The sequence below is a fragment of the Tabrizicola sp. genome, assembly GCF_030694085.1.
In the GTDB taxonomy this organism is placed as follows: Bacteria; Pseudomonadota; Alphaproteobacteria; order Rhodobacterales; family Rhodobacteraceae; genus Tabrizicola.
In genome coordinates this window covers 191,609-213,215 of the sequence record NZ_JAUXZE010000056.1, presented here as the reverse complement: position 1 = coordinate 213,215, position 21,607 = coordinate 191,609, and the positions used below count along the sequence as shown (strand labels likewise).

Sequence of the window (21,607 nt, the reverse complement as noted above, 5' to 3'; positions counted from 1 at the left end):
TTGACAAATTCCTTGCTAAAGGAATTTGGGTCCTAGACTCCCAGCGCCTTTCCCAGACGATAGAGCCGCGCGCGTTTCAGGATCGGCTTCAGGGGCTGCGGCTGGCCTGAAATCGCTTCGGCCTTCGCGCGCACGGTCTCCACGATCCGGGCCATGACGTCGGGGTGGCGCGACTGCAGCTCCCACAGAAAGCCGTCGGGATCGCGGCGGGTGACGCCCTCGGCGGCAAGGATGTGGCCGGGGAAATCCTGGGCGTTGAAGGTGACGATGACATCGGCCGCGCTGACAATGGCGGTGGCCAGGACGTGGCGGTCATTCGGGTCCGGGAGGATCAGGCGCGCTTCGACCTCGGGATGTGGCCGGACAAGGGCACGGGGAAAGGATGCGCGCAGAGCGGCAGCCTCGCCTTCCGCAACAACCGGCGCGGTGGGACCAAGCTTTGCAGTGGCCAGCACCCATTCGCGCAGGATGCGGTCAGAGAAGACGGGCTGGTAGAGCCCGGCTTCGGCAGCGCCCTGCAGGATCTCGCGCAGGATCGTCGGGTACAGGACGCAAGCGTCGAGGACGGCCTTTGGCGCGCCCCGCGCAGGCGTAGGGTGGGCAGCAATGCCCACCTTACCCATCCAGCCGGAAGGTCAGCGCCTTGAGGTAGGACGACTCGGCGAGTTGCGGCAGGACCGGGTGATCGGGGCCGGCAAAGCCGGTATGGATGATCTGCCCGCGCCGCCCGCCACGACCGACACCACGCGCGGAGGCGTTGCGGAAGGCGTGCAGGTCGGCTGCATGGCTGCAGGAACAAAGGACGAGATAGCCGCCCGGCGCCACCAGTGGCGCTGCCAGCCGGGCGATCCGTTCATAGGCGCGCAGACCCGCCTCCAGCGCCGGCTTCGCGGGCGCAAAGGCCGGCGGGTCGCAGATCACCAGATCGAAGCGCAGGCCTTCTGTGCCCAAGGCCTCAAGCACGTCGAAGGCGTCCCCCTGCCGCGTTGCGAAGCGGCTGTCGAACCCTGATGCTGTTGCCCCCTGCCCCGCCAATCCAAGTGCTGCCGCCGAGGCGTCGACGGCAAGCGCACGTGCCGCCCCTCCGGCCAGGGCGGCAAGCGCAAACCCACCGACATGAGAGAAGACATCCAGCACCGAAGCCCCTTGGGCAAGTCGCGCAGCGAAGGCATGGTTGTCGCGTTGGTCGAAAAAGAGGCCGGTTTTCTGCCCCCCCATCAGGTCGGCCATGTAGGTCGCCCCGTTCATCGGGACCGGGATCGGGCCGTTGGGCGCGTGGCCGTGGATCACCACGACCTCTTCGGCAAGACCCTCCAGCCCGCGCGACCTTCCCGACCCGTTCTTGATGACCGTGGCAACGCCCGTCAGGGATACCAGGGCAGCAACAAGGTCGGAGAGGTGGCCCTCGGCCCAGGCCGCGTTGGGCTGGACCACGGCAACATCGCCGAAGCGGTCGATGACCACGCCTGGCAACCCGTCAGATTCGGCATGGACAAGGCGGTAGTAGGGGTCAGGGTAAAGCCGCGCCCGGTGCGCCAGCGCCCGCGACAAGCGGGCTTCGAACCAGGCCCGGTCAAGCACCGCCTCGCAGTCGCGGTCCAGCATCCGGGCGATGATCTTCGACTTCACGTTGACGGTAACAAGCCCCAGGGGCCGCCGTTCGCTATCTTCGAGCACCGCCAGCGCGCCCGGCTCCAGGCCCTGCGTCCGCCGGTCAGTCACCAACTCGTCGGCATAGACCCAGGGAAAGCCGTGCCGGATCGCCCGCGCCTCGGCCTTGGGCTTCAGCCGCACGATCGGATACGCCCGACCCTGACCTTCATCTTCCGACATGGTTCTCCCCTTCGGACGGACGCTGCTTGCGCCCGCATAGCTGCTTTCTTTGGCGCCCGGAAGGTTGCTTGAAGCCTCGCGTGAGAGCAACCGCCGAAGCGACCACGCAGGCCACACAGGCTGCGACAGCAGCCGGACTGAAGTGGACGCTTCTCCGGTTCAAGTGAGCCGGTCCAGAACTTTGCGGATGAAGGGTCCGCTCGCAGGGCGACCGACGCAGAAGCAGCCGGACGGCTGCGCGGTCGGGTGCCTGGGTGACGCCCGAACTGTCGCTGCCGGACTGCGATCCGGCAGGCGCCTTCGCCGCGCCCCGGGGCGGCAGTGATCGCGGTGTTGGCTTTTCGACCGGGAGCGGTAAGATGTGGCCACCATCCAAGCTTTCCAGTGCGCGTCTGTCAGCTTCGACGATCACCCCCAGCGACCATCGGGAAGATTGCGACAAGAGAGCGGCAAATGTCGGTTGTTAGCGCTAACAGGTGATGGTATATCCCTGGAGACCCGAACTCCGCAGGACCTTACAATGACACTGCATCCCAAGATCGCCTCCGTCACCGACCGCATCCGCGCCCGCTCGGAAACCAGCCGTGGGACCTATCTTGAGCGGATGGCGCAGGCCGTGTCGAACGGTCCGGTGCGTGCGCACCTCAGCTGCGGCAATCAGGCCCATGCCTATGCGGCGATGGGTCCGGCAAAAGATGCACTGGCCGCGGCCAAGGTGCCGAATATCGGCGTCGTGACGGCCTACAACGACATGCTGTCGGCGCACCAGCCTTTCGAGCGTTACCCCGACCTGATCCGGGCGGCGGCCACCAAGGTGGGGGCGACGGTGCAAGTGGCAGGCGGGGTCCCGGCGATGTGCGACGGCGTCACGCAGGGCCAGCCAGGGATGGAACTGTCGCTCTTTTCGCGTGACGTGATCGCACTGGCGGCGGGGGTGGCGATGAGCCACAACTGCTTTGACGCGGCGCTGTACCTGGGCGTCTGCGACAAGATCGTGCCGGGCCTGATCATGGCGGCCGCAACCTTCGGCCATATCCCTGCGGTCTTCGTCCCGGCCGGCCCGATGACCTCGGGCATCGCCAATGACGAGAAATCGCGGGTCAGGAACGCCTATGCCGAGGGCAAGGCCAGCCGCGAAGAGCTGATGGCCGCCGAGATGGCCAGCTATCACGGGCCGGGGACCTGCACCTTCTACGGTACGGCGAACACCAACCAGATGCTGATGGAGGTCATGGGCCTCCACCTGCCCGGCGCCAGTTTCGTGAACCCCGGCACCCCCTTGCGGGACGCGCTGACCACGGCGGCGGTCGAGCGGGCGGCGGCGATCACGGCGCTGGGGAACGATTTCCGCCCGGCGGGCGAGATCCTGGACGAACGGGCCTATGTGAACGGCATCGTCGGGCTGATGGCGACGGGCGGCTCGACGAACCTGGTGCTGCATCTGCCGGCGATGGCGCGGGCGTCGGGGGTCATCCTGGACCTGCAGGATTTCGCCGACCTCTCGGAGGCCGTGCCGCTGATGGCAAAGGTCTACCCGAACGGTCTGGCAGACGTGAACCATTTCCACGCCGCCGGTGGCCTCCAGTTCCTGATCGGCGAGCTTCTCGACGCGGGCTTGCTGCATCCCGATGCAAAGACCGTGGCCGGTGAAGGACTGGGCGCCTATCGGCAAGAGCCTGTGCTCTGTGATGGCCGCCTTGGCTGGCGCGACGGACCGAAGACAAGCCTGAACGAAAAGGTGGTGCGCCCGGCGGCCAATCCCTTCGCGCCACAGGGTGGGCTGAAGCAATTGACCGGCAACCTTGGGCGCGGGGTGATCAAGGTTTCAGCCGTGGCACCAGAGCGGCATGTGATCGAGGCCCCGGCGCGGGTGTTTCACAGCCAGGACGCGGTAAAGGCCGCGTTCAAGGCCGGGGAATTCACCGGCGATACGGTCGTTGTGGTCCGCTTCCAGGGGCCGCAGGCGAACGGCATGCCCGAACTTCATTCGCTGACGCCGACGCTGTCGGTGCTGCAGGATCGCGGGCTACGTGTAGCTCTGGTGACGGATGGACGGATGTCGGGAGCCTCTGGCAAGGTCCCGGCGGCGATCCATGTCGCCCCCGAAGCCGCAGCGGGCGGGCCGCTGGCGAAGCTGCAAGATGGCGACATCGTGCGGCTCGACGCAGTGGCGGGAACGCTGACCGTCCTTGCCGCCGACTTCGATGCCCGTACTCCGATGATGGTGGACCTCTCCGCCAACGAATTCGGCATCGGTCGCGAACTCTTCGCCGCGTTCCGCCGCCACGCGGGCTCTGCCGATACTGGCGCTGCATTGGTTCTGTAACGGGCGCGCCCGGTTTCACTGTCGCTGCCTCCGGCGGGGATATTTTAGCAAAGATGAAAGGAATCGGCGGGTAGGGTGTCCAGGCGGTACAGGCGGGGACGCCGATGACCGCCAAAGGTGAAAGGCCCCTCGTCTCCCCCGGTTCCACCGGCCCGAGACGGGGGGCCCGCACCTCCTGCCCTTGCGGTTTCATCTTTGCTAAAATATCCCCGCCGGAGGCTCCCGCACCATCCACCTCCCCGAAGCCGGGGCCTGAAGGAGCCGACCCATGACCCCCTCCCAGCAATCGCTGAAAGCCGCCGAGATCTGTCGCCTTGCGCCCGTTGTCCCGGTCCTGGTGATCGACGACCTCGCCCATGCCCGCCCGCTGGCCGAGGCGCTGGTGGCCGGTGGCCTGCCCGCGCTGGAAGTGACCTTGCGCACGCCCGTCGCACTGGATGCGATCCGGGCGATGGCCGAGGTGCCGGGCGGCGTCGTCGGGGCGGGCACGCTGCTGACCCCGGCGGACGTCAAGGCCGCAAAGGCGGCCGGAGCGATGTTCGGTGTGTCGCCCGGTGCCACGGACCGGATCATCGCGGCTTGCGAGGACGAGGGGCTGCCGCTTCTGCCCGGCGCGGCCACGGCCAGCGAAATCATGGCTTTGCTGGAAAAGGGCTACACCGTGCAGAAGTTCTTCCCGGCGGAACAGGCCGGGGGGGCGGCCTACCTCAAGTCGATCGGCTCGCCGTTGCCGCAGGTCAAGTTCTGTCCCACGGGCGGGATCAGCTTGAAGATTGCGCCGGACTACCTGAGCCTGAAGAACATTCTGTGCGTCGGCGGCAGCTGGGTCGCTCCGAAAGAGGCGATGGCGAAAGGCGACTGGGCGGCGATCACCACCCTCGCGCGGGAAGCCGCTGCCCTGCCCCGCAGCGCCTAGGCGTCCAGGCCTTGCCGCCCGGTGCGGCCACCCCGGCGGCGCGGGGCTTCGGGTGCGGTCAGGGCCTGGTGCAGGACCGTGGACATCGGGTGGTCGGGCTCGGCCAGGGCATAGGTCGCAAGCAGCGTGCGGACCGCATCGGCCACCGGCGCCCCGACCGGGATCGACAGCGCCCAGTCCATGAAGATCGATCGGCACTCGCCGGGGGTGATCCCCTCGATCCGGTAGCTTTCCCGCACCAACCCTTTCGGGTCCGCCTCAGTCAGGTCCATCGCCCGTCTCCCCATCCGCCGTCCCCACCAGTCGCGTCACAGCGGCTTCCGCCCCGGTTACCGCCCGCGCAAGATCACGCGCAAGCGCATCCGCATCCTCTGCCCCGGTCTCACGCAGGATGAAAGCGCGACCGCCCTCTCCCAAGCTTTCCCAATCCAGCGCGCGCTCACTGAGCAGACGCGCCGCAGCGTGCAGCCGCCACATCAGCCTGTAGGCAGACCCCAGCGCCTGCGCGTCGGAATCCGGCACTATCCGTTCCTGACCCGTCACCGTCTGGCCCGACACCGGCTGGCCCGACACTGGCTGGCCCGTCACCGTCTGGCCTGCCGCGATCTGGCGTTCGACGCTGCGAGCCGGGCTGCCCGCGATCAATGCGATCGTCTGGGCGGCCAGTTCGATGTCCATGATCCGGCCCGGCCCGTTCTTGGCGTCCCATGCCCCTTGCGCGGGTTTCGCCGCCTGCAATCGGGCCCGCATTTCGGCAACGTCGGGCCTTACCCGTTCCCCCTGCCCTTTCCGCACCAGAAGCGTGCGGCGGAAGGTCTCGACCTCTCCGGCCAGCGTGGGGTCGCCCGCCAGGACGCGGGCGCGGGTCAGCGCCAGGTGTTCCCAGGTCCAGGCCTCGGTTTCCTGATAGGTGGTGAAGCTGTGCAGGCTGGTCGCCACCGGCCCGGCCCGGCCCGATGGGCGCAGGCGCATGTCGACCTCGTAAAGCCGCCCCTCGGGCATCTGGGCGGTCAGCGCGGTGACAATCGCCTGGGTCAGGCGGGCGTAGTAGGGCCGGGTGGCCAGCGGGCGCGGGCCGTCCGAGCCTTCGACCCCCTGGTCGTCGTAGATCACGATCAGGTCAAGGTCCGAGCCCGCGTTCAGCCGCGCCGCGCCCATCGACCCCATGCCGATCACCACGGCACCGCGCCCCGGCATCGCCCCGTGTTTGCGGGCGAAGTTGGCGGCAACCTCGGCCCAGATCACCTGGACCACGGCCTCGGCCAGGTCGGCATACTGCTTCCCGGCCTCGAATCCGTCGATCAGCCCGCGCAGGTGGTGGACGCCGACCCGGAAGTGCCATTCCTTCATCCAGCGCCGGGCCATGTCCAGGCGACCTTCGTAATCGGGCGCCGGGGCGAGGCGGGACTGGAGTTCGGCACGCAGCGCGGCGGTCCCCGGCCAGTCGCCCCAGAAGCTGCCACCGATCACCCCGTCCAGGACGGCGGCATTCCGCGCAAGGTATTGCGCCAGCGCGGGGGCCGATCCGGCGATGTCGATGATCAGGTCGATCAGCGTCGGGTTCGCCTCGAACAGCGCGAAAAGCTGCACCCCGGCGGGCAGTTTCGCCAGAAAGCCGTCCAGTGACGCCAGTGCCTCGTCCGGGTTCGCAGCGCGGGCAAGGCCTTTCAGGAAGCGCGGCCTGAGGCGCCGGAAGATCGCCTGTGCGCGATCAGAGCGGAAGGCGGGGTAATTTTCCCAGCCCCTTGTGATCTCACGCGCCTTGTCCGACAGGTCCGGCCCGTCCTCGACCTCACCGGGCGAAAAGAAGCCCTCGGTCAGCCGGTCGGTGCGGTTCAGGCGGTCAAGAAGGTCACGGCGGAAGTCGGCTTCGGTCTGACCGCAGAAGGCGGCGATGCGGGCGACACCCTCTGCGGTGGCGGGCATCGAATGGGTCTGGGCGTCATTGACCATCTGGAGCCGGTGTTCGACCTCGCGGTGGGCGCGGTAGAGGGTGGTGAGGTCCTCGGCCACCTCGGGCGGGACCCAGCCTTTCGCGGCCAGCGTGGCAAGCCCGCCCACGGTGGTCCGGTCGCGCAGGTCGGGGTCGCGTCCGCCGGCGATCAACTGGCGGGTCTGGGTGAAGAACTCGATCTCGCGGATGCCCCCGGCACCGAGTTTCATGTTGTGGCCTTCGACCGTGATCGGGCCGTGCAGGCCCCGGTGGTCCCGGATGCGCAGGCGCATGTCGTGGGCGTCCTGGATCGCGACGAAATCCAGATGCTTGCGCCAGACGAAGGGGGTGAGGGTCCTCAGGAAGCGGTCCCCGGCCGCAAGGTCCCCGCCGCAGGGACGGGCCTTGATATAGGCGGCGCGTTCCCAGGTGCGGCCTTCGGCCTCGTAATAGGCCTCGGCGGCGGCCATCGACAGGCAGACGGGCGTGACCGAGGCATCGGGCCGCAGGCGCAGGTCGGAACGGAAGACATAGCCGTCGGTCGCGTCCGACAGGATCGCGGTCATCCGGCGGGTGACCTTGATGAAGCTCGCGCGGGCCTCCTGTTCCTCGCCTGGGTAGCGGGTTTCGTCGAAAAGGCAGATCAGGTCGATGTCGGAGGAATAGTTCAGCTCTCCCGCCCCCATCTTGCCCATCGCAAGCGCCACCATGCCGCCTGCGGTGGCCGCGTCGTCGGGGGTGGCGCCGGGCAGCTTGCCGCGGCGGATTTCCTCGGCGACAAGGGCGGTGAGCGACAGGTGGACCGCGCGGTCGGCAAGCCCAGTCAGCGCGCCGGTGACCTGTTCCAGCGGCCAGGCACCGCCGACGTCGCACAGCGCCGCCAGAAGCGCCACGCGGCGCTTGGCTTCGCGCAGCGCAAGCGGCAGGGCCTCGGCGGTCAGGCCATCGGCCGCTGCCAGGGTTCCCTCAAGGGCTGCCTCGGGGTCTTCGACCGCGACGCGCAGCCAGTCGGCCTCGCGCTGCATCAGGCCGCGCAGATAGGGGCTGCAGGCGGCGGTGGCGGCCAACAGGTCCAGAACCTCGGGCGCAAAGCCCTGCAGATCGGCGCGCAGGTCGGCTGCGGCGGCGGGATCGAACGGGATCGGCAGTCGGGTGATGCGGGCGGCAAGGGTCATGGCGCGACCTTGCTGTGGCGGGGCGGAAGGGTCAACCTCCTCAGCCGGTTGACCGGCGCCTGCGGGCGCGGTTAGCTCGTGGAAACCGGAGGCATCATGTCGAAATCCCTGGCACGGGTGACAGCGGCGCTGGAGGCCGCAGGCCTTCCCTCGGTCCCCGTCGCGGCGCGGGGCGAGATCCGCACGGCCGAGGCCGCCGCGGCAGAGGCGGGGGTGGCGGTCGACCAGATCGTCAAGTCGATCCTGTTTCAGGGCGACAGCGGCCGGCTGGTCCTGTTCCTGACGGCGGGTGGCAACCGGGTGGACCTGGGCAAGGCGGCGGCGCTGGCCGGGGAACCCCTGTCCCGCGCCGGGGTGGAGGTCGTGCGCAGCGTGACCGGCTTTGCCATCGGCGGTGTCGCGCCGCTGGGGCACCTGACGCCATCGCCCACCTTCCTTGACCCGAGACTGCTGGATTTCGCCGAGGTCTGGGCTGCTGCCGGCACACCGCGCCACATGTTTGGGGTCGACCCGCAATCGCTGGTCCGGGCCACGGCTGCGACTGTTGCGGACTTCACCGGATAGGCGGAAAGGTGCCGGTTGCCCCGGAATGTAAAGAATCTTCACATACGCTCTTGCGGACCTGCCAGACTGGGGCCATCTTGCCTCATGTGAAAAGACTTCACATCAAATGGAGACCCGCCGATGTACACCACCACCGACACCGCCCGGCCTGGCGGGATCCGCAATGCCTTCCGCCGCGGCGAAGACTGGCTAGACCAGCGCGGCAAATGGGCCTGGATCGCCGCGATGGTTCTGGGCTTTGTCTTTTTCTGGCCCGTGGGGCTTGCCCTTCTGGCCTACATGATCTGGGGAAAACAGATGTTCGCACGGTCCTGCGGCCAGCGCCGCCATCACAACCACGACCACTCCTGGGGCCGTCACGCGATGCGCGCGGGCCAGCACACCGGCAACCACGCTTTCGATGACTACAAGGCTCAGGCCCTGCGTCGACTGGAAGAAGAGCAAGAGGCGTTCGAGGCTTTCCTGCAGCGCCTTCGGACCTCGAAGGACAAGTCCGAGTTCGACAGCTTCATGGACGAACGCGCCCGGGCGACTTCGGCCCAGGACGCCGCCGCGACCGAGGCAAAGCCGGAAACGGGGGCACGGTCTGGCGAATACTGATCGTCTGACGGCATGACCCCTGCCCCGCCCGTGTCCCCGCACGGGCGGGGTCTTCATTTGCCGCACGGGGACGCTTGGCGGATGGCATTTCGCTTGCTAGGCTCTGCGCCAATCTAATCCTGACCTGAAACAGATGCGCCATTCCCTGCCCCTGACGCCCCAGTTCTACGTGACGGCGCCGCAGCCCTGCCCCTATCTTCCGGGGCGGATGGAGCGCAAATTGTTCACTGCGCTTCAGGGGGAGCATGCGCAGAAGCTGAACGACACCCTGTCGAAGCAGGGCTTCCGTCGCAGCCAGAACGTACTTTATCGCCCGTCCTGCGCGGAGTGTTCCGCCTGCCTGTCCGCGCGCATCCGGGTCGCGGATTTCGAACCCTCGCGGACCCAGAAGCGGGTGATGAAGAAGGCCGCGGCGCTGCGGCGCAATGCGACCTCGCCCTGGGCCACGGAAGACCAGTTCGCGCTCTTTCGCCGTTATCTTGACCAGCGCCATGCCGACGGGGGCATGGCCGACATGGACATCTTCGAATTCGCCGCGATGATCGAGGAGACACCGATCAAGAGCCGCGTCATCGAATACTCCCGCCCCGCCATTGAGGGCGAGCGGGGACGCCCCCTGACGGCCGTCTGCCTGACCGATGTCTTCGACGACGGCCTTTCGATGGTCTACAGTTTCTACGACCCGGACCTGACCGCCTATAGCCTTGGAACCTATGTCATCCTTGACCACATCGCCATCGCGCGCGAGGCGGGGCTGCCTTACGTCTACCTGGGCTACTGGGTGCCGGGGAGCCGCAAGATGGGCTACAAGGCGGGCTTCTCGGCGCTTGAAATCTACAAGGGCGGCGAATGGGTGCCGATGGGCGACCCGGGTTCGCATGCCTCGGACCTGCACCCCCTGTCGGTCGACCCGATCGCCGAACAGGTGGCGCGGATCAGCCTGCCCGACACCCGGCTGTGACCGTTCGGGTTTCGGCCCTGGCACTGGTCGTGCCGGATTATGACGAAGCGCTCACGTTCTACGTGGGCAAGCTGGGCTTCCGTCTGGTCGAGGACATCGATCAGGGCCGCAAACGCTGGGTCACGGTCGAGCCTTCGGGTGGCGGCGTGCGGCTGCTGCTGGCGCGGGCCGAAGGAAAGGTGCAGCAGGCTGCCATCGGCAATCAGGCCGGGGGCAGGGTGTTTCTGTTCCTTGAAACCGACGACTTCGCCCGAGACCATGCCGCCATGTTGGCCGCAGGGGTGGAGTTCGAGGAAGCGCCCCGGCACGAACCCTATGGTTCGGTGGCCGTCTGGCGTGATCCGTTCGGCAACCGCTGGGACCTGATCGGGCCGCGCGCGGGGTGAAGGTCGAAAGGCTCCGGTCCGATTTCCTTGCAGACATCGGCTACCCCCGTTGGCTCAGGACGATGCCCACAGCCATTACCGCAAGTCCCAGCAACCGCGTTCCGCTGACCGGCCGCGCGGCCAGTCCCATCAGTCCGGTAGCGTCGATCACGGTCGAGCTGACAATCTGCCCCAGAAGCACGAACAGGATCGCGTTCCCAAGCCCGAAGTGCGGCGCTACGAAGGTGATGGACAGAAGATAGAACACCATCAGCCCACCGGCCAGGAACAGGACGGGAGGCTGGCCGGGTGCCTTGGCAAGTGCAGACCCCTGCCCCGAGACCGCCAGAACCACCAGCGCCACCACGAAAGCGAGCGCGAACATGACCGCCCCGGCAGCGATGGGCGAGCCGATCCGCTGCCCGAGCGCCGAATTCAGCGCGGCGAGAAGCGGCACGCCCATCCCCGCCGCGAACATCAGGGTCGCATAGCGGATGCCGTCACCCATTGGTCCCGCTCTGCGCTTTCAGGCTGGCGCGGTAGACTTCGACCGGAAGGCCGCCAATGCCCCAGTCCTCCAGCGCGACCTCGTCGATCACGACGAAGGTCGTGGCGGGGGACTTGTTCAGGACCCGCTGCAAAAGGTCGGTGACCCCGGCGATGAGTTCGGCCTTCTGCGCAGGCGTGGCCCCCTCACGGGTGATCTTGATGTTGACGTAGGGCATCAGCTTTCCTCCTGATAGTGGAACACCTTGGACATCACCTGCCAGCGCCCGTCCAGCCGGATCAGCGTCAGGAAGTCGGTGAAATGCCGGGGGCCGATGGTGCAGCGGACGACGGCGCGGGCCGTGACCGGGCCGGCGAAGTCGATCGAGACGATCTCGTCGCGCCGCACCTCGCCGCGCGAGGCGGGGGATGGACGGGCATCGACGATCGGGAAATACCCGGCCATGTCGCGGTGCAAGAGCGTCCCGTCCGTGACGCAGACATACTGCGCCCTGGGGTGGAACACCTGGGCCAGGCGTTGGGTATCGCTATGGTAAAGCCCGTCGAAATAGGTGGCGAGAACCCCCGCCACCCCGGTGAAGTCCCGCGCGCTCATGCCGCCAGCCCCTCGGCCTTCAGCACGCGCTGAACCGCCGGGCGGGCGGCGACGCGGGCCAGAAAGGCGCTCAGGTGCGGCCAGCGGGACAGCGCGATGCCCTTGAAGTTGGCCCAGTTCGTCACAACGAACGCGTAGGCGTCGGCGATGGTGAACGCCTCGCCCGTCAGATGCGCGCGACCGTCGGCCAGCTGCGCCTCGAGCCAGTCGAACTTGCCTGCCACCGCCTGCCGCGCGGCCTCTCTCTGCGCGTCGGTCGAGGCGGGGTTGAAGAGCGGTCCGAAGGCCACGTGCAGTTCGGTCCCGGTGAAATTCAGCACCTCGTTCACGCGCGCCCGCGCCATCGTGCCCCCGGCGGGGGCCAGGCCAAGGTTCGCGGCCCCGTCCATCACCGCCTTGTCGCCAAGGAACTGCAGGATCGCCGGACCCTCGGTCAGCACCTCGCCCTTGACTTCCAGCGCCGGGACCTTGCCCTTCGGGTTGATCTCAAGGTAATTCGCGCCGCTGGCGGTTTCCCCGTTCGCGGTGTCGACCACCTCCACGGCATAGTCCCCGCCGATCTCGGCCAGGATGATATGCGAGGCCATCGAGCAGGCGCCGGGCTTGATGTAGAGTTTCATCTGTCTCTCCTTGGTTGCGAATGCTGCATGGCTAGCGCAGCCGATCACCTTTGGTAACGGGGTAACTTGCGGTAACGGGCTGAATGCGGTATCTGCCGGGTAACTGGATCAGAGGCCCGCGATGACGCTAAAGCGCCGCAAGAACCGCACACCGCATCCGATGTGTCCCCTGTCGGACTGCATGGCCTTCATCGGCGGGGCCTGGACGCCGAACATCATCTGGTATCTGTCGTCAGGCCCCCGGCGCTTTTCGGAGTTGCGTGCCGACATCCCGCTTGTTTCGGCCAAGGTGCTGACCCAGCGCCTGCGCGAGCTGGAAGAACGCGGGATTCTGTCGCGCGCGGTCATGGACACCTCCCCGCCATCGGTGGAATATGCGCTGACCGAGCTTGGGCTGGAATTCATGCCGGCAATCCAGGCCATCGCCGCAGTGGGGCAGCGGTTGAAGGACAAGTCGAAAGCGGCTTGACGCTACGGCAATTCCGACCCACCCGCCGGTTGAGTTCTTGGCGGATACCGCTAGATCGCCTAGGAAGGTACTGGGCACGCCGAACCAAGGGCGGCCGTCATCGGGAGGGTTTGGGGATGCAGGCTTTGCTTGCCATCTCACGCGGCATTGACCGCGTGAATGCGTTCATCGGTAAATCCGTTGTCTGGTTGATCCTTTTTGCCGTGCTGGTCAGCGCCGCAAATGCCGTCAGCCGCAAGCTGTTCAACCTGTCGTCGAACGCCTGGCTCGAACTGCAGTGGTATCTCTTCGGGGCCGCCTTCATGGGCGCGGCCGCTTATACGCTGCAACAGAACGAACACATCCGCATCGACGTCTTCTACGGCGCTCGCAGTCGCAGAACACAGCACTGGATCGACCTTCTGGGCCACATCTTCTTCCTCCTGCCCTTCGTCGCGCTGATGGCATGGTTCCTTTGGCCCTATACGATCCAGGCGTTCTACTCGGGCCAGGTCTCGACCAACGCGGGCGGGCTGGTCATCTGGCCGGCGCGCGCAATCCTGCTGGCCGGCTTCGTGATGCTGACCTTTCAGGCCCTGGCCGAAATCATCAAGAAGATCGCCGTGATGCGCGGGTTGATGGAGGACCCCCATCCCTTCATCTCGCCCAAGGAGCAGGCCCTGAAAGACGCCGAGGACCTTGCGGCCGCAGTAAAGGCCAAAGCCGAAGCCGAGGCGAAGAAATGATCGAGATCATCGCGCACAACATGGCTCCGATCATCTTCTTGAGCCTCGTCGTCTTCCTTCTGTACGGCTATCCGGTCAGCTTCGCGCTGGCTGCGAACGGATTGATCTTCTTCGTCATTGGCGTCTGGCTCGCCCCCTATTCCAACGGCGAGATCACGCTGGACTGGCCCCTCCTCGGCACCATGCCGCAACGGTTGTGGGGGGTCCTGTCGAACGAGACGTTGCTCGCGATCCCCTTCTTCACCTTCATGGGCATCATCCTGGAGCGAAGCGGAATGGCCGAGGACCTCCTGGACACGATCGGCCAGCTTTTCGGCCCGATCCGCGGCGGTCTTGCCTTCGCCGTGGTCCTGGTCGGCGCGCTGCTGGCGGCCACCACGGGCGTCGTCGCGGCATCGGTCATCGCGATGGGGTTGATCTCGCTGCCGATCATGCTGCGCTATGGCTATGACCGCAGGACGGCAACGGGGGTCATCGCGGCAAGCGGAACGCTGGCGCAGATCATTCCGCCGTCGCTTGTCCTGATCGTGCTGGCCGACCAGCTGGGCCGGTCGGTGGGCGACATGTACCGGGGCGCGCTGATCCCGGGACTGATCCTGACGGGTGCCTATCTGGGTTACGTCTGCATGGTCGCGATCTTCCAGCCGCACAAGGTCCCGGCGCTCCCGCCCGAGGCGCGGACGCTGGGCGGAGGTGTCACCTCGCTTCTGGTGGCGCTGGCTGCGGGTGTCGGCATCGGCTACGCCGCGCATTACTTCTGGTATGACGCCTGGGGCGCAAACGCCGATGTGCTGGGTGCCACCATCGGCACCCTGGTCGTCTACTTCTATGCGCTGGCGGATCGCTTCATGGCCATCAACCTGCTGTCACGCCTGGCGCAGCAGGTGATCATGGTGCTGATCCCGCCGCTGGCGCTGATCTTCCTGGTGCTCGGCACGATCTTCATCGGCCTTGCCACCCCGACCGAGGGCGGCGCGATGGGGGCCGTCGGCGCGATGATCCTGGCCTGGGCCAAGGGGCGCTTCAAGTTCCCGGTCCTGCAATCGGCCCTGATCGCCACCACGCGGCTGTCGGCCTTCGTCATGTTCGTGCTGATCGGCGCGCGGATGTTCAGCCTGACCTTCTACGGCGTGAACGGCCACATCTGGGTCGAAGAGCTGCTGACGGCCGTGCCAGGGGGCCAGTACGGTTTCCTGCTGGTCGTGAACCTGATCATCTTCGTCCTGGGCTTCTTCCTGGATTTCTTCGAGATCGCCTTCGTCCTGATCCCGCTCTTGATCGCGCCCGCACAGACTTTGGGCATCGACCTGATCTGGCTGGGGGTCATCGTCGGGGTCAACCTGCAGACCTCGTTCCTGACGCCGCCCTTCGGCTTTGCGCTGTTCTACCTGCGCTCGGTCGCGGCCAAGGTGCCGTATCTGGACAAGGTCACCGGCAAGAAGATGGACGGGATCAAGACCGGCGAGATCTACAAGGGCGCCATTCCCTTCATCATCATCCAGGTGGTGATGATCTTCGCGGTCGTGTTCTTCCCGCAGATGGTGATGCACTACAAGGGGCCGGTGATCGATCCTTCGACCATCGAGATCAGGGTGCCCACGCTGACGCCACTGGCACCGGGAACAAATGGTGGGGCGACCCCTGCACCTGGCGGTTTGCCCGGTCTGCCCGGAGCGCCCAAGCTGGGGGCGCCGAACCTGGGCGGCACCCCACCGGCCGAGGGCGCGGCCCCTGCCCCCGGTGGCCTGCCGAAGCTTGGTGCGCCAGTGATCAATCCCTAAGAAGGCACACCTCTGAAACGAAAAGGCCCCGGAGCGATCCGGGGCCTTTCCTTTCTGTCGATGGCTGAAAGCTTACAGCTTGCCGGCCTGCTGCTGCGTCATCATGAAGACGTCGTAGTTGTATTCCGCGATCTGCGCCCAGAGATAGGCGTCCTTCTTGAACGCGGTCTGGCTGTCGTGGATCTTCTTGAACGCAGCGTTTGTGGCGCTGATTTCGGCGTAGGTGGCCATTGCAGCCTCATAGGCAGCGTCCAGAACATCCTGCGGGAAGGGCCGCAGCTGCGCGCCATTCGCCACCAGGTTCTTCAGCGCGGTCGGGTTCTTGTAGTCGTAGCTTGCCATCATGTTCGAGTTCGAAGCCTCGCAAGCGGTCGACAGGACCCCCTGGTAGAACTTCGGCAGCTCGTTCCATTTGGCCAGGTTGACCATCGTGGACAGCGTCGGACCACCTTCCCACCAGCCGGGGTAGTAGTAGTAGGGGGCAACCTTCTGGAAGCCAAGCTTTTCGTCATCATAGGGTCCGACCCATTCGGCCGCATCGATGGTGCCCTTTTCCAGCGACGGATAGATGTCGCCGCCCGCGATCTGCTGCGGCACGACGCCCAGCTTCTCGATCACCTTGCCGGCAAAGCCGCCGATCCGCATCTTCAGGCCCTGCATGTCGGCGAGGCTGTTGATTTCCTTGCGGTACCAGCCGCCCATCTGCACCCCGGTATTGCCGCAGGGCAGATAGTGCAGGTTCTGGGTATTGAAGAACTCGTTCATCAGGTCGATGCCACCGCCGTAGTACAGCCAGGCGTTCATCTGACGGTAGTTCAGACCAAAGGGCACCGTGGTTCCCAGCGCATAGGTCGGGTCCTTGCCCCAGTAGTAGTAGCTGGCGGTATGGCAGGCCTCGACCGTGCCGGCCGACACGGCGTCCGCCGCTTCCAGGCCCGGAACCAGTTCGCCCGCGGGGAAGATCTGCAACTGGAACTTTCCGTCCGTCGCCTCGGCCACGTATTTCGACATCGTCTCGGCGGCGCCATAGATCGTGTCCAGCGATTTCGGGAACGACGAGGTGACCCGCCAGGTGACGGTCGGGCTTTCCTGCGCGATCGCCGGGGTCGCCAGCGTAGCCGCGCCCGCGGCAGCGACACCGCCCACCGAGGCCTTGGTCAAGAATGAACGTCTATCCATGCAGTACTCCTCCCATATGGTTGACCCGTTCACGCCCTGCAAAAGCGGACGGGAGTTTGGGTGACATAGACCCTATTTCCCGTCGCGCAAGATAGGAAGCCATTTCCTCGCGTCAGGCGAGAAGACGTCGCGAAGCGCGCGCCTTGCGGCAGAGTGCGCTTGGATTTCCGGGCGGCGCAGGAAAGACTGCGCTTAACGAAGATGGAGGTTTCGATGTTCAGCTACGTCTCGCTTGGCACCCGCGACCTTGTGCGCGCCCTGCCCTTCTATGACGCCGTGCTTGCCCCCCTTGGACACAGCCGGATCGAGGATTACGACCCCGAAGACCGTTCGGCCGCCTGGGGTCTGGATGATCCCGGACCGCATCTGTGGGTGACCCAGCCCTTCGACGGGGCGCCCGCAACGCCTGGGAATGGAACGATGGTCAGTTTTCTGGCGCAAAGCCGGGCGGCGGTGGACGCCTTCCACGCCGCAGCCCTTGCTCAGGGCGGCACCGATGAGGGTGGCCCCGGCCTGCGCCCGCAGTATGGCACGCAGTTCTATGCGGCCTATGTCCGCGACCCGGACGGCAACAAACTGAACGCCGTCTGTTACCGGGCCGACACGGAACCTGCACAACCCCAGGCAATCGAACGGAAAACGTAGGAAATCGGCGGGATCGACCTTGCATTCCGCTGCCGCCACCCAACCTTGCCCACTAACCAAGTGGGGGTTCGCCTTGACCTATTTTCTGTTTCTTGTCGGCCTCGTCATCCTGGTGGCGGGGGGAGAGTTCCTGGTGCGCGGCGCGTCCTCGATCGCGCGGGCCTTCCACCTGTCGCCACTGCTGATCGGCCTGACCATCGTCGGCTTCGGCACCTCTGCGCCCGAGCTGATCGTGTCGGTCCAGGCCGCCCTGGCCACACCACCCGCACCCGGCATCGCCATTGGCAACGTCATTGGCTCTAACATCTCGAACGTGCTGCTCATCCTGGGCGTCTCGGCCCTGATCGCGCCATTGATCATCCCCGGCCGCAAGCTCTGGCGCGACCTTGCCTTCATGATTGCCGCCACGGCGGCGATCTGGGTCATGCTGCTGGACGGACAGGTCACGCGGCTGGACGGGGCGATCCTGCTGGTGGGGCTTGTGGCCTTCCTGACCACGGCCTTCATCGCGGGCAGCGGTCACCCGCCCGAGGGCGATACCGAGACCTTCGGCCCGAACTGGAAGCCCTGGGTCATGACCGGAGCGGGCCTTGTCGGGCTGGTGATCGGAGCGCGGTTCCTGGTCGACAGCGCCACCACCATCGCCCGCGACTTCGGCATTTCGGAAGCGGTGATCGGCCTGACCATCGTCGCCGTTGGCACCTCGCTGCCGGAAATGGCGACCAGCGTGATTGCCGCCTTCCGCAAGCATACCGAGATTTCGGTCGGCAATATCATCGGCTCGAACATCTTCAACCTGTTCGGCATCCTCGGTATCACCGCCCTTATCGCGCCGATCCCGGCCGAGGCCCGCTTCGCCGCCATCGACATGTGGTGGGTCGCGGCCTCATCCGTTGGCCTTGCCATCGTGGCTTTCGTTGTCGGCGGGCTGCCCCGGATCGCAGGGGCCGGCCTTCTGGCTGCCTACGGCGCCTATTTGTGGTTCATCGGCTGACAAACGGGAGGCGTGCCGCGACCCTCGCCCGCAGCGCGGTGATGCTGGGAAAGGTCATGGCCCGCGAAGGCCGACGAGTTGCCCACCGTGACAAAATCGGCGTCTCGGGGGTGCAGGCATACCGCGACAGCCTTGTGCGGCTGGCCAGGCAGCTCTGCTGCCACCGGCACGCGCGCTTTCCATGCGCGCCATCTGGTCATCCCTGAAATCACCGTCGCCCTTAGCTTGTGCATCTCTATCGACCGCTGTGGCCACGGGATTCACCTTCCGACCTTCGCGCCCTTGCGATGGACACTCGGCAAGATGAGTGAAAGTTGCGCAGCGCGGCATCACGTCGCAACAAAAGTTCAAAACTACTGGCGTAATGCGACATTTTCGTATTGCAAATCCCGTTGACGCCCGGCATATCCCCGCCTACTGTTCCGACCGAACGTGAAGGGGATGGGCCAATGGCCAGACTTCTTGTCATCGTAGGAAGGACGCGCATGGGCCGGTGACGGTTGACCATAGTGGTTCCCATGCGCCCCCGAAGGAAACTTCCGGGGGCTTTTTGTTGCGCTAAGGAGAGACGGAAATGTCGAAGCAGATGACCGGAGCGAAGATGGTGGTCCAGGCGCTGAAGGATCAGGGCGTCGAGGTCGTCTTTGGCTATCCCGGCGGCGCCGTGCTTCCGATCTATGACGAACTTTTCCTGCAGAACGACATCCGCCACATCCTTGTCCGCCACGAACAGGGCGCGGTCCACATGGCCGAGGGCTATGCCCGATCCACCGGAAAACCCGGCGTGGCGCTGGTGACCTCGGGCCCGGGGGCCACGAACGCGGTGACCGGCCTGACCGATGCGCTGATGGATTCGATCCCGATCGTCGTGCTGACCGGCCAGGTCCCGACCTTCATGATCGGCACCGACGGGTTCCAGGAAGCTGACACCGTGGGCATCACCCGGCCCTGCACCAAGATGAACTGGCTGGTGAAGGATACGGCGAAACTGTCGGACACCATCCACCAGGCCTTCCACGTCGCCACCCACGGCCGCCCCGGCCCGGTGCTGATCGACATCCCGAAGGACGTGCAATTCGCCACTGCCGATTATGTTCCCGCCGATAAGGCGAAGGTCAGCCACTATCAGCCGCGCACCGAAGGCGACCCGGACCAGATCGCCCGCCTGGTCGAGATGATGGAGCAGGCCGAGCGCCCGATCTTCTACACCGGCGGCGGCGTCATCAACTCTGGCCCCCGCGCCAGCGCGCTTTTGCGCGAACTGGTGGCCGAGACCAATTTCCCCATCACCTCGACCCTGATGGGCCTGGGCTCATACCCGGCAAGCGGCAAGAATTGGGTCGGCATGCTGGGGATGCACGGGCTGTACGAGGCGAATCTCGCCATGCACGGCTGCGACCTGATGATCAACATCGGCGCGCGGTTCGACGACCGCATCACCGGGCGGATCAAGGACTTCAGCCCGAAGTCGAAGAAGGCGCACATCGACATCGACCCGTCCTCGATCAACAAGGTCATCCGGGTGGACGTGCCGATCGTCGGCGACGTGACCAAGGTGCTTGAGGAAGTCCTGCGCCAGTGGCGCGCGCGGGGATCGAAGACCGACCAGCGCGGGTTGTCGCAGTGGTGGAAGCAGATCGACGAATGGCGCAGCGTGAAGTGTCTGTCCTACAAGAACTCCACCACCACGATCAAACCGCAATACGCGCTGGAGCGGCTTGAGGCCCTGACCAAGGGCATGGACCGCTACATCACCACGGAAGTCGGCCAGCACCAGATGTGGGCTGCCCAGTTCCTTGGTTTCGAGGACCCGAACCGCTGGATGACTTCTGGCGGTCTGGGCACCATGGGCTATGGCCTGCCTGCCAGCATCGGCGTGCAGATCGCCCACCCCGAGGCCTTGGTCATCAACGTCGCCGGTGAGGCGTCCTGGCTGATGAACATGCAGGAAATGGGCACCGCGATGCAGTTCCGTGCGCCCGTGAAGCAGTTCATCCTGAACAACGAACGCCTTGGCATGGTCCGCCAGTGGCAGGAACTGCTGCATGGCGAGCGGTATTCCTCGTCCTGGTCGGAAAGCCTGCCCGATTTCGTCAAGCTGGCCGAGGCTTTCGGCTGCAAGGGCATCAAGTGCGACGACCCCAAGGACCTGGACGACGCGATCATGGAAATGATCCGTTACGACGGCCCGGTGATCTTTGACTGTCTGGTGGAAAAGCACGAGAACTGCTTCCCGATGATCCCCTCGGGCAAGCCGCACAACGAGATGCTGCTTGGCGATGCGGATACCCAGGGCGTGATCGGCGCCAAGGGCGCGGTGCTGGTGTGATGTGATGCGGCTTGCCGGGCCCGGTCCGGCAAGCCAGCCACCCCAGGACCATAAGTCAGGAACCCCATGACCCTCACCGCCGAGGCCAGCCCTAAGACCCGCGACCTGTGGATGGATGTCGCCAAGGGCGTCGGCATCATCCTTGTGGTGATCGGCCATGCCTGGCGCGGGCTGGAAACCGCGGGGCTGATCGGCAATCCTTGGGCGTTCCAGCTGGTTGATCGGCTGATCTACAATTTCCACATGCCGCTGTTCTTCCTTCTGTCCGGCATGACCTTCCAGGCCTGGGCGCTGAGCCGTCCAGTGGCAGAGGCTGCGTTCAGTCGGGTCACGCGGCTGTTGTGGCCGCTGGTGCTGTGGACCTATCTTTTCACCGCCGCGCGGCTGGCGGCGGGGGATGCGGCCAATACGCAGGTGTCGGGCCTGGAGAGCCTGCTGTTCTTCCCCCTGCCCCCGCGCGACCACTTCTGGTTCCTTTGGGCCTTGTTCCTGCAGCATATTGCCGTGCTGGCGCTGATCCGCCTCATCACCGGCCCGCTGTCGGCCCCTGTCTGGGCGATGCTGGCTGCACTGGTGGTGCTTGCCTCCAGCTTCACGCCGGTCGGTCTGAACGCCTGGACAGTCGGGGCCGCGACCTATGCCGGGGCCTTCCTGACTGGCCTGGCGCTGGGTCAGACGACCTGGCGACCCCAGGGTGCTGTCGCTTTCCTGATCGCCGCTGCGGTCTTTGTCGGCTTGCAGGCGGCCAGTTTCCAGGTGCCGCAGTCGCTGCTTGCCAGCCAAATCCTCGGCATTGGGCTGTCCCTTGCCGCATTGGCTATGGTCTACCTGCTGACCAGCGCGCGCCAGACGTCGCCGCTGCGCCTGCTGGCTTTCCTTGGCGTCTCGTCGATGGGCATCTACCTGGCCCACACGATCTTTTCCGCCGGCACCCGCGCCGTGCTGGGCCGCTTCACCCCCGACCTCACCGCCCACATGATCCTTGGCACTCTTGCCGGAATCATCGGCCCCCTGATCATCTACGTCGTCATCCGCCGCGTCGGTCGCCCGTCCTGGATCGGATTCTGACGCCGTGCCACACAGCAGAAGG

General features: G+C 65.9%; 22 protein-coding genes. 13 read left to right on the top strand and 9 right to left on the bottom strand.

Annotation, left to right across the window (positions count from 1 at the left end):
* Positions 1 to 32: 32 nt before the first annotated feature.
* Together Q8M85_RS14630 and Q8M85_RS14625 are read right to left on the bottom strand one after the other, a co-directional pair.
* Positions 33 to 608, bottom strand: coding sequence for an RSP_2648 family PIN domain-containing protein (locus Q8M85_RS14630; protein ID WP_305546052.1), 576 nt, complete (start codon positions 606 to 608; stop codon positions 33 to 35).
* Positions 609 to 615: 7 nt separating this feature from the next.
* Positions 616 to 1,833, bottom strand: a complete 1,218-nt coding sequence (locus Q8M85_RS14625) for an RSP_2647 family RNA methyltransferase (protein WP_305545909.1) — start codon at positions 1,831 to 1,833, stop codon at positions 616 to 618.
* Between the two features lie 520 nt (positions 1,834 to 2,353).
* On the opposite strand from Q8M85_RS14625, the gene edd reads away from it, so the two are divergent.
* Together edd and Q8M85_RS14615 are read left to right on the top strand one after the other, a co-directional pair.
* Positions 2,354 to 4,159 (top strand): phosphogluconate dehydratase, encoded by a 1,806-nt coding sequence (gene edd, locus Q8M85_RS14620; protein ID WP_305545907.1) that lies wholly within the window; start codon positions 2,354 to 2,356, stop codon positions 4,157 to 4,159.
* A gap of 268 nt (positions 4,160 to 4,427) precedes the next feature.
* Positions 4,428 to 5,075 carry a bifunctional 4-hydroxy-2-oxoglutarate aldolase/2-dehydro-3-deoxy-phosphogluconate aldolase gene (locus Q8M85_RS14615; protein WP_305545905.1) on the top strand — a complete coding sequence of 216 codons (648 nt, stop codon included), beginning with the start codon at positions 4,428 to 4,430 and terminating at the stop codon, positions 5,073 to 5,075.
* Here the strand turns inward: Q8M85_RS14615 and Q8M85_RS14610 are convergent.
* The gene (locus Q8M85_RS14610; RefSeq protein ID WP_305545903.1) at positions 5,072 to 5,347 is read right to left on the bottom strand and encodes a hypothetical protein; all 276 of its coding nucleotides are present in this window, start codon (positions 5,345 to 5,347) and stop codon (positions 5,072 to 5,074) included. The two genes, Q8M85_RS14615 and Q8M85_RS14610, sit on opposite strands and share 4 nt — an antisense overlap.
* Positions 5,334 to 8,183 (bottom strand): bifunctional [glutamine synthetase] adenylyltransferase/[glutamine synthetase]-adenylyl-L-tyrosine phosphorylase, encoded by a 2,850-nt coding sequence (locus Q8M85_RS14605; protein ID WP_305545901.1) that lies wholly within the window; start codon positions 8,181 to 8,183, stop codon positions 5,334 to 5,336. The genes Q8M85_RS14610 and Q8M85_RS14605 overlap by 14 nt, the downstream gene beginning before the upstream one ends.
* Positions 8,184 to 8,279: 96 nt before the next feature.
* On the opposite strand from Q8M85_RS14605, the gene Q8M85_RS14600 reads away from it, so the two are divergent.
* The 4 genes from Q8M85_RS14600 (at position 8,280) to Q8M85_RS14585 (ending at position 10,694) form a co-directional block, all read left to right on the top strand.
* Positions 8,280 to 8,747, top strand: a complete 468-nt coding sequence (locus Q8M85_RS14600; protein WP_305545899.1) for a YbaK/EbsC family protein — start codon at positions 8,280 to 8,282, stop codon at positions 8,745 to 8,747.
* A 120-nt stretch (positions 8,748 to 8,867) separates the two neighbouring features.
* Entirely contained in the window at positions 8,868 to 9,347 is a 480-nt protein-coding gene (locus Q8M85_RS14595) for a DUF2852 domain-containing protein (RefSeq protein WP_305545897.1), read from the top strand.
* Between the two features lie 133 nt (positions 9,348 to 9,480).
* On the top strand, positions 9,481 to 10,308 hold the full coding sequence (locus tag Q8M85_RS14590) for an arginyltransferase (RefSeq protein ID WP_305545895.1): 828 nt from the start codon (positions 9,481 to 9,483) through the stop codon (positions 10,306 to 10,308).
* Positions 10,305 to 10,694: a VOC family protein gene (locus Q8M85_RS14585; protein WP_305545893.1), complete on the top strand. Its 390-nt coding sequence runs from the start codon at positions 10,305 to 10,307 to the stop codon at positions 10,692 to 10,694. Before Q8M85_RS14590 ends, Q8M85_RS14585 begins: the two co-directional genes overlap by 4 nt.
* Before the next feature lie 40 nt (positions 10,695 to 10,734).
* Here the strand turns inward: Q8M85_RS14585 and Q8M85_RS14580 are convergent, their stop codons facing one another.
* Genes Q8M85_RS14580 through Q8M85_RS14565 form a run of 4 tightly spaced genes read right to left on the bottom strand, consistent with a single transcriptional unit; the run spans position 10,735 to position 12,395 of the window.
* A complete protein-coding gene (locus tag Q8M85_RS14580) occupies positions 10,735 to 11,181 on the bottom strand; it encodes a DMT family transporter (RefSeq protein ID WP_305545891.1) in 447 nt (148 codons plus the stop codon).
* A complete protein-coding gene (locus Q8M85_RS14575) occupies positions 11,174 to 11,398 on the bottom strand; it encodes a 4-oxalocrotonate tautomerase family protein (protein ID WP_305545889.1) in 225 nt (74 codons plus the stop codon). Before Q8M85_RS14575 ends, Q8M85_RS14580 begins: the two co-directional genes overlap by 8 nt.
* The gene (locus tag Q8M85_RS14570) at positions 11,398 to 11,775 is read right to left on the bottom strand and encodes a nuclear transport factor 2 family protein (protein ID WP_305545887.1); all 378 of its coding nucleotides are present in this window, start codon (positions 11,773 to 11,775) and stop codon (positions 11,398 to 11,400) included. The genes Q8M85_RS14575 and Q8M85_RS14570 overlap by 1 nt, the downstream gene beginning before the upstream one ends.
* Entirely contained in the window at positions 11,772 to 12,395 is a 624-nt protein-coding gene (locus tag Q8M85_RS14565; RefSeq protein ID WP_305545885.1) for a glutathione binding-like protein, read from the bottom strand. The genes Q8M85_RS14570 and Q8M85_RS14565 overlap by 4 nt, the downstream gene beginning before the upstream one ends.
* 121 nt (positions 12,396 to 12,516) lie before the next feature.
* On the opposite strand from Q8M85_RS14565, the gene Q8M85_RS14560 reads away from it, so the two are divergent.
* From Q8M85_RS14560 to Q8M85_RS14550, 3 genes are all read left to right on the top strand, one after another.
* On the top strand, positions 12,517 to 12,864 hold the full coding sequence (locus Q8M85_RS14560) for a helix-turn-helix domain-containing protein (protein WP_305545883.1): 348 nt from the start codon (positions 12,517 to 12,519) through the stop codon (positions 12,862 to 12,864).
* 116 nt (positions 12,865 to 12,980) lie between these two features.
* Positions 12,981 to 13,589 (top strand): TRAP transporter small permease subunit, encoded by a 609-nt coding sequence (locus tag Q8M85_RS14555; RefSeq protein ID WP_305545881.1) that lies wholly within the window; start codon positions 12,981 to 12,983, stop codon positions 13,587 to 13,589.
* The gene (locus Q8M85_RS14550) at positions 13,586 to 15,370 is read left to right on the top strand and encodes a TRAP transporter large permease subunit (RefSeq protein ID WP_305545879.1); all 1,785 of its coding nucleotides are present in this window, start codon (positions 13,586 to 13,588) and stop codon (positions 15,368 to 15,370) included. Before Q8M85_RS14555 ends, Q8M85_RS14550 begins: the two co-directional genes overlap by 4 nt.
* 72 nt (positions 15,371 to 15,442) lie before the next feature.
* On the opposite strand, the gene Q8M85_RS14545 is transcribed toward Q8M85_RS14550, so the two are convergent.
* The gene (locus Q8M85_RS14545; protein ID WP_305545877.1) at positions 15,443 to 16,549 is read right to left on the bottom strand and encodes a TRAP transporter substrate-binding protein; all 1,107 of its coding nucleotides are present in this window, start codon (positions 16,547 to 16,549) and stop codon (positions 15,443 to 15,445) included.
* A gap of 213 nt (positions 16,550 to 16,762) precedes the next feature.
* On the opposite strand from Q8M85_RS14545, the gene Q8M85_RS14540 reads away from it, so the two are divergent.
* From Q8M85_RS14540 to Q8M85_RS14525, 4 genes are all read left to right on the top strand, one after another.
* The gene (locus Q8M85_RS14540) at positions 16,763 to 17,194 is read left to right on the top strand and encodes a VOC family protein (protein WP_305545875.1); all 432 of its coding nucleotides are present in this window, start codon (positions 16,763 to 16,765) and stop codon (positions 17,192 to 17,194) included.
* Between the two features lie 73 nt (positions 17,195 to 17,267).
* A complete protein-coding gene (locus Q8M85_RS14535; RefSeq protein WP_305545873.1) occupies positions 17,268 to 18,188 on the top strand; it encodes a sodium:calcium antiporter in 921 nt (306 codons plus the stop codon).
* A 574-nt stretch (positions 18,189 to 18,762) separates the two neighbouring features.
* Positions 18,763 to 20,517 carry an acetolactate synthase 3 large subunit gene (locus tag Q8M85_RS14530; protein ID WP_305545871.1) on the top strand — a complete coding sequence of 585 codons (1,755 nt, stop codon included), beginning with the start codon at positions 18,763 to 18,765 and terminating at the stop codon, positions 20,515 to 20,517.
* A 66-nt stretch (positions 20,518 to 20,583) separates the two neighbouring features.
* Positions 20,584 to 21,585: an acyltransferase family protein gene (locus Q8M85_RS14525; RefSeq protein WP_305545869.1), complete on the top strand. Its 1,002-nt coding sequence runs from the start codon at positions 20,584 to 20,586 to the stop codon at positions 21,583 to 21,585.
* The last annotated feature ends 22 nt before the right edge of the window (positions 21,586 to 21,607 follow it).

What these genes read in the sequence shown, in the direction of transcription:
- Q8M85_RS14575 (WP_305545889.1), bottom strand. Translation starts at nt 11,398, where the DNA reads ATGCCCTACGTCAACATCAAGATCACCCGTGAGGGGGCCACGCCTGCG.
- Q8M85_RS14570 (WP_305545887.1), bottom strand. Translation starts at nt 11,775, where the DNA reads ATGAGCGCGCGGGACTTCACCGGGGTGGCGGGGGTTCTCGCCACCTAT.
- Q8M85_RS14610 (WP_305545903.1), bottom strand. Translation starts at nt 5,347, where the DNA reads ATGGACCTGACTGAGGCGGACCCGAAAGGGTTGGTGCGGGAAAGCTAC.
- Q8M85_RS14560 (WP_305545883.1), top strand. Translation starts at nt 12,517, where the DNA reads ATGACGCTAAAGCGCCGCAAGAACCGCACACCGCATCCGATGTGTCCC.
- Q8M85_RS14530 (WP_305545871.1), top strand. Translation starts at nt 18,763, where the DNA reads ATGTCGAAGCAGATGACCGGAGCGAAGATGGTGGTCCAGGCGCTGAAG.
- Q8M85_RS14580 (WP_305545891.1), bottom strand. Translation starts at nt 11,181, where the DNA reads ATGGGTGACGGCATCCGCTATGCGACCCTGATGTTCGCGGCGGGGATG.
- Q8M85_RS14590 (WP_305545895.1), top strand. Translation starts at nt 9,481, where the DNA reads ATGCGCCATTCCCTGCCCCTGACGCCCCAGTTCTACGTGACGGCGCCG.
- Q8M85_RS14595 (WP_305545897.1), top strand. Translation starts at nt 8,868, where the DNA reads ATGTACACCACCACCGACACCGCCCGGCCTGGCGGGATCCGCAATGCC.
- Q8M85_RS14550 (WP_305545879.1), top strand. Translation starts at nt 13,586, where the DNA reads ATGATCGAGATCATCGCGCACAACATGGCTCCGATCATCTTCTTGAGC.
- Q8M85_RS14555 (WP_305545881.1), top strand. Translation starts at nt 12,981, where the DNA reads ATGCAGGCTTTGCTTGCCATCTCACGCGGCATTGACCGCGTGAATGCG.
- Q8M85_RS14625 (WP_305545909.1), bottom strand. Translation starts at nt 1,833, where the DNA reads ATGTCGGAAGATGAAGGTCAGGGTCGGGCGTATCCGATCGTGCGGCTG.
- Q8M85_RS14540 (WP_305545875.1), top strand. Translation starts at nt 16,763, where the DNA reads ATGTTCAGCTACGTCTCGCTTGGCACCCGCGACCTTGTGCGCGCCCTG.
- Q8M85_RS14545 (WP_305545877.1), bottom strand. Translation starts at nt 16,549, where the DNA reads ATGGATAGACGTTCATTCTTGACCAAGGCCTCGGTGGGCGGTGTCGCT.
- Q8M85_RS14525 (WP_305545869.1), top strand. Translation starts at nt 20,584, where the DNA reads ATGACCCTCACCGCCGAGGCCAGCCCTAAGACCCGCGACCTGTGGATG.
- Q8M85_RS14615 (WP_305545905.1), top strand. Translation starts at nt 4,428, where the DNA reads ATGACCCCCTCCCAGCAATCGCTGAAAGCCGCCGAGATCTGTCGCCTT.
- edd (WP_305545907.1), top strand. Translation starts at nt 2,354, where the DNA reads ATGACACTGCATCCCAAGATCGCCTCCGTCACCGACCGCATCCGCGCC.
- Q8M85_RS14605 (WP_305545901.1), bottom strand. Translation starts at nt 8,183, where the DNA reads ATGACCCTTGCCGCCCGCATCACCCGACTGCCGATCCCGTTCGATCCC.
- Q8M85_RS14600 (WP_305545899.1), top strand. Translation starts at nt 8,280, where the DNA reads ATGTCGAAATCCCTGGCACGGGTGACAGCGGCGCTGGAGGCCGCAGGC.
- Q8M85_RS14565 (WP_305545885.1), bottom strand. Translation starts at nt 12,395, where the DNA reads ATGAAACTCTACATCAAGCCCGGCGCCTGCTCGATGGCCTCGCATATC.